The organism is Pantoea sp. CFCC18179, assembly GCF_059412405.1.
The window spans coordinates 1-15057 of record NZ_JBNBPM010000016.1 but is presented as its reverse complement, the minus strand read 5'-3'; the positions used below and the strand labels follow the sequence as shown (position 1 = coordinate 15057).

Here is a 15057-nt window from a genome sequence, read left to right as displayed (position 1 = left end):
TTAACCATGTCAGGAACCCGCAAAGTAGTGACGGCTCTGATTGTCGACGATCATCCCGTGGTGCGCACGGCGGTGGAGATGTTGCTGACCCGGGAAAATATCGACGTCATCGGGAAAACGTCTGACGGTGCCGATGCACTGCAATTGATGCGTAGCTTACAACCTGATCTGGTGATTTTAGATATCGCGATCCCGACCATCAATGGGTTGGAAGTGATTGCTCGATCGCGCGCGGCCGGTATGGTCGCCAAAATACTGGTATTTACCTCGCAAAGCGCGGCTTCCTTTGCCAGTCGCTGCCGCCAGGCGGGCGCGTCGGGCTTTGTTGAGAAAACGGAAACTCAGGATGGCCTGTTGGATGCCATTCGCGCGTTACGTGCCGGCTATACGTTTTTCCCGGCGGATGATTTTGTCTCGGCGGATTCATCCCGTTCTTCCGTCCAAACCGAAGCAGATAAACTTGGCACGTTGACCGATCGTGAAATGATGGTGTTGATTTACCTTGCACGCGGTTACACCAATATGGAGATCGCTAATGAACTGACGCTGAGTAATAAAACCATCAGCACGTATAAAACCCGCCTATTAACCAAGCTGGGGGTGAAAACGCTGGTGGATCTGATTGTTATCGCTAACCGTAATAATCTGGTGGGTTAGCGACAACTCATGATGAATTCATTGAGAAAGATTGGCTTAGCAATTTTACTGTTTGCCTCTTGCTACGTGCTCAATGAGGCCATGGTCTCGGCTGCCGAGCAAGTCCTGAATCTCAAACTGCTCAGCCGTTCCCCCCAACTCAACCATCCGCCGTCGCTGCAATTTAATCGTGAACAACAGCAGTGGCTGGGGCAGAAACCGCAATTGGTGGTGGGAATCGCTCGTCCAGCTTATCCGCCCTTTACCGTAATTAATAACAAAGTGGAGTTGGAGGGAATCACTGCGGATTACGTTGGATTGCTTGCCGCCATCATTAATAAACCGGTGAAAATTCGCTTGTTCACCAGCCAGCAGGCGGCTGAAGAAGCGATGAGCCGCGGCGAGATTGATTTGCTGGGTGCCGTCACGCAATTTGAACGCAGCACGATTCCTTTGGTGCGCAGCGCACCTTATGCCAGCGAACAATCAATATTGGCCATGCGCAGCAATAGCAGCCGGGCACCCAGCATGGATTTGGCGGGTGAGCACATCGCCATGGTTAGCGGTTATCTGCCGCTAGAGTGGGTGCAACGCCAATATCCACAAGCCAGCGTGCAAACGTATCCTAGCTATCAACAGGCGATTGGCGCGGTGGCTTTTGGCGATGCGGATATTTTTCTTGGCGACCTTTATCCCATCAGCCGTAATTTTCTTAACAATATTCGCGTGGTGCGTTTTGCTGACTTCCCCGCCAAAACCTTGTCATTTGGTTTAAACGCAGAAAACCCTGTGTTGCAGCAGATCGTTAACATCGCACTACAAGAAGTGAATAATGAAGAGCGATTGAACATTTTGCAGCGTTGGCATGTCGGACGCAGCGCGAGCGTGTTAAATCAACAAATATTCAAACTAAGCGATGAAGAAAAGCAATGGATTCAGCAGCATAATAAGGTGCGTGTGGTTGCCATTGATGGTTTCGCACCGCTCACTTTTACTGATGATGAGGGCAACTATCGGGGCATCACAATCGATATGATGTCGCAAATTCGGCTGCGTACCGGATTGGATTTTGAGCTCGTCAGCGCCAATGATGTCGGCGACATGCAACGATTATTGCAGGAAGATAAGGCCGATATGATCGGTGCATTGACACCGAGTTCTACACGTAAAAATAGTTTGTTGTTTAGCCGTGCTTATTTCACCAGTGCTTTTGTCATGGTTGTGCGCCAGCAAACTAATGCACCGCGCAATCTCAACGAATTGAGCGGTAAAAAGTTAGCAGTGATTCAAGGCACCGGTATGGCGACTTATTTAAGCGCGCGTTACCCGCAAATCAAATTAGTCGAAGCCAAAAGTGCCAGCGATGTACTCGCCATGCTGAATAACAACGAAGTGGATGCTGCGGCGAATACATTGGCTAATAGCGAATATCAAATTGCGCGCTATTACCGCAGTCGTATGCGAATTGTTGCCACGCTGCACGAATCGCCCGCCTTTATTTCCTTCGCTGTCCCGCCGCGGTCGCCAGAACTGCTGAGTATTATCGACAAAGTCATGCTTAGTATTCCGCCAGACGAAATGGATGTGATTGGTAATCTGTGGCGACCGAATAATATGGTGTCGGCAGATAATTTTTGGCGTGAGAACCGACTGGTTATTTACAGCGCGGCGGCTTTTGCCAGCGCATTGGTGTTGGTTTCGTTATTGTGGGCGATCTGGCTGCGCAGGCAGATTCGCATCAAAGAACGGGTGCAGCGCGCATTAAACGATCAACTGGAATTCATGCATGTGATGATTAACGGCACGCCCAATGCCACCTACATTCGTGATGCCAGAGGCAACTTGACCCAATGTAATGAAAGCTATTTGCAAGATTTAGGCGCCACACGTGCGCAAGTCATTAATCAATCGTTACTGAATAGCAACATATTCCAGAACGATGAGCAAACCCATCTGTACGTTCAGGATTTCTATCGTGTATTAAGCAGTGGTACGCCGATCTTTAAAGATCGTACCTTTTGGCATTTCCCTTCAGAAACGCAAAAAACTATTTTTCATTGGCTGCTGCCATACCGGGATGCCAGCGGTGTGGTCAGAGGTGTGATTGGCGGCTGGTTGGATATCAGTGAGCGTCGGGAATTACTGGAAGAGCTGCATCTCGCCAAAGAGCAAGCAGAAGATGCTAATCGCGCCAAAACACAGTTTCTTTCCACTATGAGCCATGAAATTCGCACGCCATTGAATGCGGTGATAGGCATGCTGGAAATGGCGTGTAAGTCGGCAGATAAAAATCGCGTTGATCGTCAGGCGCTAGATGTAGCGGCCAATTCAGCCAATGAGTTAGTCGAACTGCTGGGCGATATTTTGGACATCGCGCGCATTGAATCCGGCAAACTGACGTTGCAGCCTGAACGCTGCAACGTCCAGACGTTGTGCCAGTCTGTGGTGCGGGTATTTTCCGGTATGGCCGCACAGAAAAACCTCGCACTACAGCTAACCCTGGATCCGGAAATTGGGCCGGAATTGTGGCTCGATCCTCTGCGTTTTAAACAGATCCTGTCTAATTTGATTGGCAATGCGATCAAGTTTACCGTCAGCGGCAGTGTGAACGTCGCGGTGACGTTAACCCAAAGCGTTCGTTGGATGATTGTCGCCACGATACGCGATACCGGCAAAGGCATTAGCGCATCCGATCAACAGAAGTTATTCACCCCGTTCAGTCAGGTGGGTAATCACAGCGATCAGGTAAAACGTGGGACCGGACTGGGGCTGATTATCTGTAAAACACTGTGTGAAAAGATGAGCGGTGATATCCAGTTACACAGTCAGTTGGGTAAGGGGACCGAGATAGTAGTGCGCGTGTTGGCGGATACGCTGCCAGATGAGGTTGCACAAATCCCACCTGTCGCTGAATTGCCTCTGAAAACAAAAACATTGCCGTTGCGCATTCTTATTGCTGACGATTCAAGCGTTAATCGATTGTTGTTAACCCGTCAGTTGAATTTCCTTGGACATCATGTGGAAGAAGCCGCCGAAGGCGCTCAGGCGCTCTCTCTATGGCGCCAGCAGCATTTTGATGTGGTTATTACCGATTGCCGCATGCCAGTAATGGATGGTTATCAGCTCGCGCAGGCGATTCGCGCAGAGGAACAACAGCAAGATGTGTCGGCTTGTTTAATTCTTGGCTTTACGGCCAATGCTTTACCTGAAGAGCGTGAACATTGTCGCGCAGCCGGCATGGATGATTGTTTGTTCAAACCCAGCACCTTGCAGGATTTGCAACAGCGTATCGGCTTGGTGACTTCGCAGGCAACTGAAGAGGGATGGTTAAAACTTGCTGCTGGTGATGAGCATTGGAAAACTCAGTTGCGCACTGAATTAGCACAAAGTTATCAGCAGGATGTCATTGCGTTGACAGTCGCGCTAAGCAGCGATGAGCGCGGCCAGCTTAGTGAATTGGCGCACAAGATTAAAGGTAGCGCCGCAATCACCGGCGCGAGTGTGCTGGTAGCTAAATGCATTGCGCTGGAGGAGATTTGCCAGCAAACCTCGCCGTCACGTGCCAATGTTGCTGGGGCTGGACGAGAGTTGCTGGCAGAAATCCGGGCAGAAATCGCCAGAATTACTAAGTCGATATAAATGGCTATCCTACGATGCGCTTACACACCTTTTGCTTGATAACCCATGCGATTCAATCGACTAAAAAACTCTTTATTGCTTGAGCAATTCAGCTTGCGAATAATGCTCTGACGATGATGGCTAATGGTTTTGCAACTCAGTCTCAGTGAATGGCCAATGTCGGTTAGATTGCTGGTTTGCCCCAATAGCCGCAGCAAACCAAATTCGCGTGGTGACAGCGTTTGTTTGGTACGACGCGCGCTTTGCTCGAATGCTGTTGCATTTTGTAATCCCAGCACCGCATTCGATAGCTCTTTTAAGCTGCACTGTTTATCCAGGAAAGTGACTTTGGGTAGCACGCTAGCCACGTAGCTGATCACCGCGCTTTCATGCAGTTCCGTCAGTACCACAATGCGGGTTGCCGGTGATGAAAACTGCACTTTAAGCAATAGCTCAGTAAAGAACTGCACGTCGCGCCCGTAAGCGGTTAACTCGGTGATCAGCACATCCGTTCCCGCTATTTGGCTGAGAACGCCATCAAGGCCTTCTTGTCCTATATTTCTCACCTGGATAAATTTGCCAGCAAAAAAGCGCGAAATACCTTCAGAAATCCATTTGTTATTGTCGATTACCGTTAATGACAACATGTTCACCTCCATCCCAAGAATTTCCTTATTAGACAGAGATACCCATCGGATAAAAATCAGAGCGGGCAAGGGCGGTTTGTATGAAATGTCTGAAATATTGTTAGGATGTAGGCAATGCCATGACAAAACAGGAGCTGCTATGCAATTAGAGACGACGCGTTTGCGCCTTGAACCTTTCCAACACGCGCATTTCGCTGGCTTACGAGCGATGGAAAATGATCCTGAGATCATGCGTTATATCAGCAACGGCAAGGTAAAAACCCCAGAAGAGACGCGCGAAACCATTGAACGGGTGATGCAGCGCTGGCAGCAGTACGGTTTTTCCTGGTGGGCGATTTGTGAAAAAGAGTCTGGTGAAGTAGTTGGCGCGGCTTGCTTGCAACATCTGGCTAATCAGGATGGCGCGCCGCTAGAAATCGGTTGGCGACTGAATGCCAATCATCATGGCAAAGGCTTCGCGACCGAGGCCGCGCAGGCGATTGTGCAGTTTGCGCTTGAGCAGATTGGCGTTGACTATTTAGTCGCGGTTGCCGATCCACAAAACCAGGCCTCGCAAAAGGTTATGCAACGCCTGGGGATGAACTATCGAGGTATCGAAACCCATTACGATGTGCCGTGCGTAGTGTATGAATTGTCGCTAGCGCAATCGTAATCAAGCGATAACTTTGCCGCGCACGATGACTTTTCCCGACTTAATTTCGGCATCGCTGACGCGGCGAATCGCCAGATTCATGGCTTGCCAGGCGATTTCTTGCAAATCATGTGACACGCAAGGGAAGTGGAAACCATAAATGCCGGCATGTGAAACTTCGTCGATGCTGAACAACGAAACCTGCTGGCTAAGCGCGAGCTTATGTTCAATGCAGGCTTTCACAATACCCAATGAAATCTGGTTGTTACATCCGACGAAATAATCCGGCGCGGGATTTTGACTCAGCCAGCGGCTGGTTTCCTGCCAGGCGATATCCATAAAGAAATCGGCGTGCAGCACTTCTAACGAACTGACTTTTCCCTGCAATGCGGCCTGAATACCGATCACACGTTCGCGTGCCACGTTGGAGTTTTCCGGCCCGGAAACCACCACCACACGCTGCGCATTTTGCTCCAGTAACCAACGCCCGGCCTGCAAGCCGCAATCAAGATTATCAATGTAGACGCCGCTACAGTGGCGGGAATCCAGTTCGCGGTCGACCAGCACCACCGGAATATTCAGCGTTTCCAATCGCTTGAGATAAGCGGGTTGGTAATGCTGATCGTTAGAGATCACCGACAAAATAATCGCATCAACGTTGTAGCCAATCAGTTTGTCGATAATGCGATTTTCTGTTTCCTGCGATTCATAGGAGTCAAACACCAGCGTGTCATAACCCATTTTTTGCGCTTCCAGCGTCATGAGACGCGTCAAGCCACCAAAAAACGGGTTCGCCATGTCGGGATTGACGATACCAATGGTTTTACTCGATTTAGCGCGCAAGCTGCGCGCTGCGGTGTTCACCACGTAACCCAGTTGCTCAGCCGTCTCGCGAATACGTTGCAGCGTTTCCGGATGCACTTTATCCGGCTGCGAAAACGCACGCGAGGCGGTGATTTTGCTGACGTTCGCTTGTGCTGCAACGCTGGCTAGCGTTGCCTTTCGTCCTCGCCCAACAGCCAAAAGCAACTCCTTAGTGAAAAGCATCATTTTGTATCATTAACGAATCATGACAGATTTGGCAGCAGGACGCGAACGCTGTTTTTACGCTAAGCGGTTGACCCGTGGATCGGTGAAAATGTCCAGTTCATCGCGACTTTCCGACGAGAACTCCGACACCACCGCGCCTTTCTCTCCGGCCTGGAACCAATGGCGCGTATTCGGTGCAATGGTGTATTGCTCGCCGGGCTTTAACAAAATATAGCGCGTGCAGGTATACCAGGCTTCGCTGCCTTCTGGCACCTGACAGACTTTGCTGCCGCTGGTGTCATTGGGCGTTAGATTGTCATCATCCACGAATAAATACACTTCGCCCCAGCGGCAGCGGAAGGTTTCCTGTTTTCCCGGCGTGCCATCAAAAGGCGGGTGCAGATGCTCTGGGCACGTTTGTCCGGGGAATAGCACCAACTCTTTGGCGCAGTAGCGTGGTGAATTGACATAGGTTAGTAGCTGCAAGCCTGAAATCGGGTAATCCGGTAAACCAAATGACGCAATTTCAATACGTTGCCGTTCATCATCGGTCAACACCATGCCAGCCAATTGCAAAAACTCTAGCGTACGTTGCGTGTGCTCAGTTGAATGACTCATCCTCTTCTCCAATCAAGATAATGGTATCGGTGTCATTGAACATGGCTTATGTGGCAATGTTCTGTGATGAATATCGCTAATTCACACGCGACATAATCCTATTCGTTTACATTTTTGAGCAAAATATAACAAACATCACAGATCTCTCACCAGAGTTGTCGCAATATCGCCAGCAGAAAATGATATCGATACCATCAAAATGATTAAGGTGAGGCGCATATGAAAGCATTGGTTTTGGCACAAGCCGGGAAGATTGCCATCGAAGATCGCGAATTTGATGAGGTGCTGGGCGATAACGATGTGCAGATCAAAATTCATTCCGTCGGCATTTGCGGCAGCGACGTTCATTACTATCAGCATGGCAAAATCGGGCCTTTCGTGGTTAACGCGCCGATGGTGTTAGGGCACGAAGCGTCTGGCGTGGTGGTGGCGATCGGCAAAAGTGTCACGCACGTGAAAGTGGGCGATCGCGTTTGTATGGAGCCTGGCATTCCCGACCTTAACTCTGCGCAGTCGCGCGCCGGTATTTACAACCTCGATCCTGCCGTGCGCTTCTGGGCCACGCCGCCGATTCACGGCTGCCTGCGTGAAACCGTGATCCATCCGGGCGCATTTACCTTCAAATTGCCGGACAACGTCAGCTTCGCCGAAGGCGCGATGGTTGAACCATTAGCTATCGGCATGCACGCCGCCACCAAAGCGGGCATTAAACCGGGTGATATCGCGTTAGTGATTGGCGCAGGCCCGATTGGCGTGGTAACCGCGCTGGCTGCATTGGCGGGTGGCTGTTCCGACGTGATCATTTGCGATTTATTCGATGAAAAACTGGCCGTGGCCGCCAACTATCAAGGTTTGCACGCGGTGAATATCAAAACCGGCGATCTAGCAGGCAAAGTCGCGGCATTGACTAGCGGCAACGGTGCTGATGTGGTGTTTGAGTGCAGCGGCGCGAAACCGGCTATCGCCAGTATCGCCACGCATGCCGCGCCGGGCGCAACAGCGGTGCTGGTCGGCATGCCAATTGATGCGGCGCCGATGGATATTGTCGCGGCGCAGGCCAAAGAGATCACCTTCAAGACCATTTTCCGTTACGCCAACATGTATCCCCGCACCTTGCGTCTGCTGAGCAGCGGCAAACTGCGCGTGCAACCGCTGATCACCCAAACCTACAAGTTCGCAGAAAGCGTTGCCGCGTTTGAACGCGCGGCTGAAGGCCACGCCTCCGACATCAAAATCATGCTGGAAATGGAGTAATCATGGCGCTTTTTGCTGGCATTGACTGTGGTACACAAGGCACCAAAGTCGTGATTGTCGACAGCCAACAAGGCGTGATTCTCGGTGAAGGCAGCGCCACTCATCGCCTGATCAGCGACTCCAATGGACGTCGCGAACAGGAAGTACAATGGTGGATCGATGCGCTGATCGTTGCCTTTAAGCAGGCGCTGGAAAATGCAGGTGTCAACGGTCAGCAGATCGAGGCACTCGGCGTTTCTGGTCAGCAACACGGTTTTGTGCCGTTAGATGAAAACGGTGAAGTGCTGCATAGCGTCAAATTGTGGTGCGACACCGAAACCGCGGCGGAAAACGATGCGCTGTTACAGCAATTAGGCGGCGTAAAAGGCTCGCTGGATCAATTAGGTGTGATGATCGCCACCGGCTATACCGCATCGAAAATCCTGTGGTTTAAGCAGCAGCATCCTGAAAGCTGGTCACGTCTGCATACGGTGCTGTTGCCGCATGACTACCTGAATTTCTGGCTAACTGGCGAACGTGTTGCCGAATACGGCGATGCCTCCGGCACCGGTTTGTTGAACGTGCGCACGCGCCAATGGGATCGGCATGTGGTGGAACTGATCGACGATAGCGGTCGCTTGTGGAACGCCTTGCCTAAGTTACTTAGCGCCAATCAATGCATTGGCACGCTGCGAGCGGAGGCAGCGGAACAGCTGGGATTGTCCGCTAGCACCCGCGTTTCCACTGGCGGCGGCGACAACATGATGGCGGCGATTGGATCCGGCAACATTGCGCAGGGCACGGTCACCATGAGTCTCGGCACCTCCGGCACGCTATTTGCCTGCGCCGATGCGCCGGTGGTTGCTGAATCGGAGATGATCGCTGGCTTCTGCTCCAGCACCAACGGCTGGCTGCCGCTGATTTGCACCATGAATGTGACGTCGGCGACCACTGCGGTTCAATCTTTACTCGATGAAGATATCGCGGGCTTCAACGCGCTGCTGGAGCAAGCGGCGCCGGGTGCGGGTGGTGTGGAAATGCTGCCGTTTTTTAACGGTGAACGCGTACCGCAGTTACCGCATGCACGCGCCAGTTTGCACAACCTCGATAGCGATAATTTTACCCGCGCCAATCTGTGCATGGCGGTGGTGGAGAGCGCCACTTATGGCCTGCGTTACGGCATTGAGCTGTTTCGTCAGCAAGGCATCGATGCCCGTGAAATTCGTCTGACCGGCGGCGGGGCACGCAGCGCACGCTGGCGGCAAATCGTTGCGGATGTGATGGGGTGCGAGGTGATTTGCCCGGATGTGAAAGAGACGGCGGCCCTTGGCGGCGCGATTCAGGCGATGTGGGCCACCACACTGGCCGATGATGCGCAGCAAGATGCTAACGCCGTGTTGCAGCAACTTTGCCAGCGCTTTGTTTCACTGGATGAATCAACCCGCACGCAGCCTGATGCCGCACGCCAGCAGCAATATGACGCGTTGTATCAGCGCTATTTGCAACGCCTGCAACAAGCCTATCCGGAGGTGCAACTGTGACACACGATGCACAAACCCAACAGCCCGCTTATTTGCTGGAAGTCACAGGCGTACGCAAAGCCTTTGGTCCGGTGGTGGCACTGAAAAATGCCGAATTCTGCCTGCGTCGCGGCTCAATTCACGCGCTGTGCGGTGGCAACGGTGCAGGGAAATCGACTTTTCTCAGCATTTTGATGGGCTTTATTCGCCCGGATGGCGGCGACATCTTCATTAACGGTGAACGCTGTGAGTTTCATCATCCGAAAGAAGCGTTAAATGCTGGCATCGCGATTGTGCAGCAAGAGCTTAGCGCGATTCCCGATCTCACTGTGGCAGAAAACATCTGGCTCGGTCGCGAACCTAAGCGCTTCGGTTTTGTCGATTTCACCACCTTAAATCAGCGCACCACCGCGCTGCTCAAGGAGCTGGATTTCCAGATCTCGGCCACCGAGAAGATGCGCAATCTCAGCGTTGCCGAGCAGCAATTGGTCGAGATTGCCAAAGCGCTGTCACACGCCAACGCCGACATCATCATCATGGATGAACCGACTTCGGCGATTGGTGAGGAAGATGCGCAGAAAATCTTCCAGACCATCAAAAAACTGGCGGAAAAAGGCAAGGGCATTATCTATGTCTCGCACCGTTTGTCGGAGATTTTCCAGATTGCCGACAGCTACACTATTTTCCGCGACGGCGCGTATATCAAGGAAGGTTTTATTGCCGAAATCACGCGTGAACAGCTGATCGAACACATCATCGGCGGAGAATATGACAGTGAATTCGCCAAGTTCAATCAGCCGGGCGAAGAGGTGATGATGGAGGTCAACAATCTACGTTGGCGCAACAAAATCAATGATATCAGCCTGCATCTGAAGCGCGGCGAAATCCTCGGCATCTATGGTTTGGTTGGTTCGGGACGTAGCGAATTTCTCGATCTGGTGTTTGGTGTCCATCACGCTGACAGCGGCACCATTCGGTTGGGCGATAAAACGTTGGGACGCCATTCGCCGAAAGAAGCCATTGATTCTGGCATCGCTTATGTCACGGAAGATCGCAAAGAAACCGGATTGGTGCTGTGCCGCTCGGTCAGTGAAAACATCAACATCTCGTCGTTCAGTGGCATCAGCCGTGCGGGATTCATCAATGAAAAGCGCGAGCAGCAGCGGGCGAACGAGATGATCAAACGCTTTAACGTCAAAACGCCGGACGGCGAACAAATCGTCGGCAACTTGAGCGGCGGCAATCAGCAAAAAGTGGTGTTGGGGCGTTGGGCGCTGCTCGATCCGCAAGTACTGCTGCTGGATGAACCGACGCGCGGCATTGACGTGGGCGCGAAGAAAGAGATTTACCGCTTTATGTCGGAATTCGCTTTGAAAAACAAAGGAATCATCATGGTTTCATCCGAGCTGGCGGAAATCATCGGCATGAGCGATCGCATATTGGTGTTCCGCGATGGCCAGTTAGCCGGTGAGTTGTCGGCAGCCGACGCCACTCAAGCCGAACTCATGAAGTTAGCGGTTTAATAGAGAGAAAAAACATGAACGGTACGCAATCTTTAACACCCGGGGTTTCATTTTTCACGCGCAATAAACGGCGTATGCATAAGTACGGCATCATTATTGCGTTCTTTGCACTTTGCCTGATTGTGGCGGCAATTGGTGAATATCAGGTCGCGCAAGGCGCGTGGAGCAGCAACTATTTCCTCAGCAATGAGAACATGTTGATCGTGTTACGTCAGGTGTCGATCAACGGCATTCTCGCCATCGGCATGACCTTTGTCATCATCACAGCGGGCGTGGATTTATCGGTGGGTTCGGTGCTGGCGTTAAGCGGCATCGTCGCGGCACGCTTCGCTACCACCAATGCCGGTTTATCGATTGGCGATACGGCGACCGCGGTGATGGTGCCGATGATTGTCGCATTGGGCATCGGCATTGTCTGTGGCCTGATCAACGGCACTGTGTTGGCGCGTTATCGCCTCCAGCCATTTATCGTCACCATGGGCATGCTGTCTGCGGCGCGCGGTTTAACCATGTTAACCACTGGCGGCAACCCGGTTTCACAATTAAATCCCGACTTCCGCTGGCTCGGCAATGGCTACATGGCGGGCATTCCTTTGCCGGTGATCATCTTCCTGATTCTGTTTGGTCTGGCCTGGTTATTACTCAATAAAACCATCTTTGGTCGCTACGTGTATGCGGTGGGCGGCAACCCGAAAAGTGCTCGCACATCGGGCATTAACGTAGTGCGCATTAAAGTGCTGGTTTACACCTTGTGCGCCGCGTTGGCGGGCATTGCTGGCTTGATTCTGACGGCGCGTACCGGTTCGGCACAAACCAATGCCGGTGCGGGTTATGAACTGGACGCGATTGCGGCGGTGGTCATCGGCGGCACCAGCATGGCGGGCGGCGTCGGTACGCTGGTTGGCACCTTCTTTGGCGTGCTGATCATCGGCGTAATGAACAATGGCCTCGATTTGCTCGGTGTGCAGTCGTATTACCAGCAGATCATCAAAGGCGCTTTGATTGTAGTGGCGGTACTGCTTGATCCTTCACGTAAACAACAACGTGACTAACTCTGTTGATATAAAAACCCTACCAGGAGAAAAACAATGAAAATGACCAAACTCGCATTGCTCGCCTCGGCAATGATGATGGGGGGCATGACAATTGCCCAAGCTGCGCCGGTTAAAATTGCCGTGTTGATGTACGGCAACAAAGCCGAATTCGTGCAGTTGATGGAGCGTTACGGCAAAGAACATCCAGCGGTGAAAAGTGGCGAAGCAGTGCTGACTTTCTATGATGGACGCTATGATGCTTCGGTGCAAAACGATCAGGCGGCTACCGCAATCCAGACGCGTGCCGACGCGATCATCGTTAACCCGATGGATTTTGAAGCCAATATCGACATAGTTACCAATGCCAATGAAGCCAAAATTCCAGTGGTGGTGACCAACGCGCGCTTGAATACCGAAGCAATGACCTCAGAAGTGGTATCAAACGATGAGTTGGGCGGCTATCTCGAAGCCAAAGCGGTGCTGGACAAGCTGGAATGTAAAACCAAAAAAGTGAATGTGGTGATCATCGAAGGGCCAAAAGGCGGCAGTGGTGAGATCCAGCGCGGCAAGGGCAATGATAAAGCCATCGCCGAATGTGGCGCAGGCCAAGTCACCGTTTTAGAACGCAAAACGGCTAACTGGTCACGTGCTGAAGCGCAACCACTGATGGAAAACTGGCTGCAAAAACATCGCGGCAAAATCAATGGTGTGATTGGCCAGAACGATGAAATGGCATTGGGCGCGATTGAAGCGATCAAGGGCGCTGGCTTGAATGTGAAAGACTTCGCCATCGCCGGTGTGGATGGCGTTTCAGATGCAATTCATGCGGTGCAGGCCGGTGAAATGGTGTCGATTTTGCAGGATGCCAAAGGCCAAATGCAGGGATCGATCGACGTCGCGTTACGTGCGGTTAAGGGCGACAGCTATCAGCCGCAATCGGATATCTGGAAACAGTATGCCAAAGACCTGAACTGGGATGGTGGCACCGCGAAGCATTATTATATTCCGTGGACCACAGTAACGGCGGACAACGCTCAGCAACTGCTGGATGCACGTAAGTAATTGATTGCCCGCTCTCCTGCGGTTTGGGGAGAGCGGGTAGGCATTCCAAAGTTGATACTTAAGGTATGAATTTAGGTTATCTAGTTACAACATACATAAACCTATGATGTTCATAACCATCATCAGCTTCTTAGAGCGGTTTGTTTTAATCAGGATAATGAAGAAGACAACCGAGCAACGGACAAATCTCTCCGTAGCCCGTCTTGATCAGTCAGGATTCATCATACTGAATATTTCATCATAGCGTCCGTCACGCTCGGCCCAGCGTCGCGCATAGTCCCGTTCTAATAATATTTCTCCGCGGGATATGTCGTTTCTCGCAATCATTCCTAAAATTTCGTGAACATATTCATCCAGCGGCATTGCGCGAGGATCGCTAAGTTGTTCATTACCCGTTAGCGCTGTTTGCAGATAAGGTGGGAGAAGTTCTAACACTTCAACTGAGGTGTTGCGCAATTGGTGGCGCATTGAGACTAACCACGAATGGATAAATGCTTTGCTGGCACAATAAGTCGGGAAGCTCGCAAGTGGAACAGCTGCTAATGCCGAACTCGTAGCCATAATAGTCGCCTGAGGCTGATCTTTCAGTTGTTGTAGAAAGGCCGCAATGACACGAATAACGCCCATGATGTTGGTCATGACGATTTGATTTGCGACGTTGGCATTCCAATGCTCAGAGGTTAAATCCTCGGATTGAGAAATGCCGGCATTGGCAATCAGAACATTCAGTCGAGGAAATTGCCTGCGTATAATGCTGGCAAAATTTTGCAGAGCATTGTCATCGTTCACATCTATTGCAAAGCCAGAAATAGCAGGGCGTTTTGCCATCATTTCATCCAGCATTTTCTGGCATCTGCCAAGAATAATGACGGTATTACCCCGGTCGCTCAGAGATTCGGCCAATTTACGGCCAAGGCCACTGGTTCCGCCGGTGATGAGTATGGTGTTATTGGATAGATTCATGATTTTGCCTTGTCATTCATAATGATTGAAAGGCCACGCGCACCGAACCAAATAGTGTCAGATTAAATTAAATCTTTCCTGCGGATGCAAGAAGTTGCAGACTTGGAGATATGCCGTGGCGCTGTTCCGGTTTCCCTCAGCAGAGGCCCATTCCGGTACAGGGCGCGTTGGATGACGGTAACGCCTACGGCAAGTCAGATATGAAATGCAGGAACAATCTAAAGCAACAATTTGCGGATGTCTACATTAGCTGTGGACGAAGACTGAATGCCCTGGAGTGATGAAAATGAATGCGCGCACTACAATAGATCGAAGCAGGTGAGATGAATAATCGATTTTGGGTGCGTCCTGAGATACTTAATTTAACATAATATACATTATGCGTACTTGGATTGAGGAGGCAAAGTAGTAATGTCCGCTTTGGAGATGCGGATATTTTGTTGGACTGGTTATGTTGAGATCCTCAGATGCTGCCGGTACTTCACCGGGCTCATTGCACCTAATGAGATTTTAATACGCTCCTCGTTATACCAGCGTATGTAC

Annotated in this window: 13 protein-coding genes; 8 read left to right on the top strand and 5 right to left on the bottom strand. The window is 51.3% G+C overall.

Going from position 1 to position 15057, the window contains the following annotated elements; all coding sequences use genetic code 11:
• The first annotated feature begins 6 nt into the window (after nt 1-6).
• Both ACPUC7_RS21225 and ACPUC7_RS21220 read left to right on the top strand, forming a co-directional pair.
• Nucleotides 7-657, top strand: a complete 651-nt coding sequence (locus tag ACPUC7_RS21225; RefSeq protein ID WP_494924406.1) for a response regulator — start codon at nt 7-9, stop codon at nt 655-657.
• Nucleotides 658-666: 9 nt separating this feature from the next.
• Nucleotides 667-4275, top strand: a complete 3609-nt coding sequence (locus ACPUC7_RS21220) for a transporter substrate-binding domain-containing protein (protein WP_494924405.1) — start codon at nt 667-669, stop codon at nt 4273-4275.
• A 20-nt stretch (nt 4276-4295) separates the two neighbouring features.
• On the opposite strand, the gene ACPUC7_RS21215 is transcribed toward ACPUC7_RS21220, so the two are convergent.
• The gene (locus ACPUC7_RS21215; RefSeq protein WP_494924404.1) at nt 4296-4901 is read right to left on the bottom strand and encodes a LuxR C-terminal-related transcriptional regulator; all 606 of its coding nucleotides are present in this window, start codon (nt 4899-4901) and stop codon (nt 4296-4298) included.
• A 139-nt stretch (nt 4902-5040) separates the two neighbouring features.
• Between ACPUC7_RS21215 and ACPUC7_RS21210 the strand changes: the two genes are divergently transcribed.
• Nucleotides 5041-5553 (top strand): GNAT family N-acetyltransferase, encoded by a 513-nt coding sequence (locus ACPUC7_RS21210; RefSeq protein WP_494924403.1) that lies wholly within the window; start codon nt 5041-5043, stop codon nt 5551-5553.
• Here the strand turns inward: ACPUC7_RS21210 and ACPUC7_RS21205 are convergent, their stop codons facing one another.
• Nucleotides 5554-6555 (bottom strand): LacI family DNA-binding transcriptional regulator, encoded by a 1002-nt coding sequence (locus tag ACPUC7_RS21205; protein ID WP_494924402.1) that lies wholly within the window; start codon nt 6553-6555, stop codon nt 5554-5556.
• An 81-nt stretch (nt 6556-6636) separates the two neighbouring features.
• Nucleotides 6637-7179 carry a D-lyxose/D-mannose family sugar isomerase gene (locus ACPUC7_RS21200; protein WP_494924401.1) on the bottom strand — a complete coding sequence of 181 codons (543 nt, stop codon included), beginning with the start codon at nt 7177-7179 and terminating at the stop codon, nt 6637-6639.
• Between the two features lie 219 nt (nt 7180-7398).
• Here ACPUC7_RS21200 and ACPUC7_RS21195 point away from each other — a divergent pair, with 219 nt between their 5' ends.
• The 5 genes from ACPUC7_RS21195 (at nt 7399) to ACPUC7_RS21175 (ending at nt 13551) form a co-directional block, all read left to right on the top strand.
• A complete protein-coding gene (locus ACPUC7_RS21195; protein WP_494924400.1) occupies nt 7399-8433 on the top strand; it encodes an NAD(P)-dependent alcohol dehydrogenase in 1035 nt (344 codons plus the stop codon).
• Between the two features lie 2 nt (nt 8434-8435).
• Complete coding sequence (xylB, locus tag ACPUC7_RS21190; protein ID WP_494924399.1) at nt 8436-9953, top strand: xylulokinase; 1518 nt, start codon at nt 8436-8438, stop codon at nt 9951-9953.
• On the top strand, nt 9950-11455 hold the full coding sequence (locus ACPUC7_RS21185) for a sugar ABC transporter ATP-binding protein (RefSeq protein ID WP_494924398.1): 1506 nt from the start codon (nt 9950-9952) through the stop codon (nt 11453-11455). Before xylB ends, ACPUC7_RS21185 begins: the two co-directional genes overlap by 4 nt.
• Nucleotides 11456-11529: 74 nt before the next feature.
• Complete coding sequence (locus tag ACPUC7_RS21180; RefSeq protein ID WP_494924397.1) at nt 11530-12507, top strand: ABC transporter permease; 978 nt, start codon at nt 11530-11532, stop codon at nt 12505-12507.
• 36 nt (nt 12508-12543) lie between these two features.
• Nucleotides 12544-13551 carry a substrate-binding domain-containing protein gene (locus ACPUC7_RS21175; protein ID WP_343550316.1) on the top strand — a complete coding sequence of 336 codons (1008 nt, stop codon included), beginning with the start codon at nt 12544-12546 and terminating at the stop codon, nt 13549-13551.
• Between the two features lie 207 nt (nt 13552-13758).
• On the opposite strand, the gene ACPUC7_RS21170 is transcribed toward ACPUC7_RS21175, so the two are convergent.
• Both ACPUC7_RS21170 and ACPUC7_RS21165 read right to left on the bottom strand, forming a co-directional pair.
• Complete coding sequence (locus ACPUC7_RS21170) at nt 13759-14514, bottom strand: SDR family oxidoreductase (RefSeq protein WP_494924396.1); 756 nt, start codon at nt 14512-14514, stop codon at nt 13759-13761.
• 449 nt (nt 14515-14963) lie between these two features.
• Nucleotides 14964-15057: IS3 family transposase (locus ACPUC7_RS21165; RefSeq protein ID WP_494923428.1), on the bottom strand; the 94-nt coding region annotated here is incomplete at its 5' end.

Bases quoted from the DNA above. Each gene is read 5' to 3' on its own strand.
- xylB (WP_494924399.1), top strand. From the start codon at position 8,436: ATGGCGCTTTTTGCTGGCATTGACTGTGGTACACAAGGCACCAAAGTC.
- ACPUC7_RS21170 (WP_494924396.1), bottom strand. From the start codon at position 14,514: ATGAATCTATCCAATAACACCATACTCATCACCGGCGGAACCAGTGGC.
- ACPUC7_RS21210 (WP_494924403.1), top strand. From the start codon at position 5,041: ATGCAATTAGAGACGACGCGTTTGCGCCTTGAACCTTTCCAACACGCG.
- ACPUC7_RS21195 (WP_494924400.1), top strand. From the start codon at position 7,399: ATGAAAGCATTGGTTTTGGCACAAGCCGGGAAGATTGCCATCGAAGAT.
- ACPUC7_RS21220 (WP_494924405.1), top strand. From the start codon at position 667: ATGATGAATTCATTGAGAAAGATTGGCTTAGCAATTTTACTGTTTGCC.
- ACPUC7_RS21225 (WP_494924406.1), top strand. From the start codon at position 7: ATGTCAGGAACCCGCAAAGTAGTGACGGCTCTGATTGTCGACGATCAT.
- ACPUC7_RS21175 (WP_343550316.1), top strand. From the start codon at position 12,544: ATGAAAATGACCAAACTCGCATTGCTCGCCTCGGCAATGATGATGGGG.
- ACPUC7_RS21180 (WP_494924397.1), top strand. From the start codon at position 11,530: ATGCATAAGTACGGCATCATTATTGCGTTCTTTGCACTTTGCCTGATT.
- ACPUC7_RS21200 (WP_494924401.1), bottom strand. From the start codon at position 7,179: ATGAGTCATTCAACTGAGCACACGCAACGTACGCTAGAGTTTTTGCAA.
- ACPUC7_RS21215 (WP_494924404.1), bottom strand. From the start codon at position 4,901: ATGTTGTCATTAACGGTAATCGACAATAACAAATGGATTTCTGAAGGT.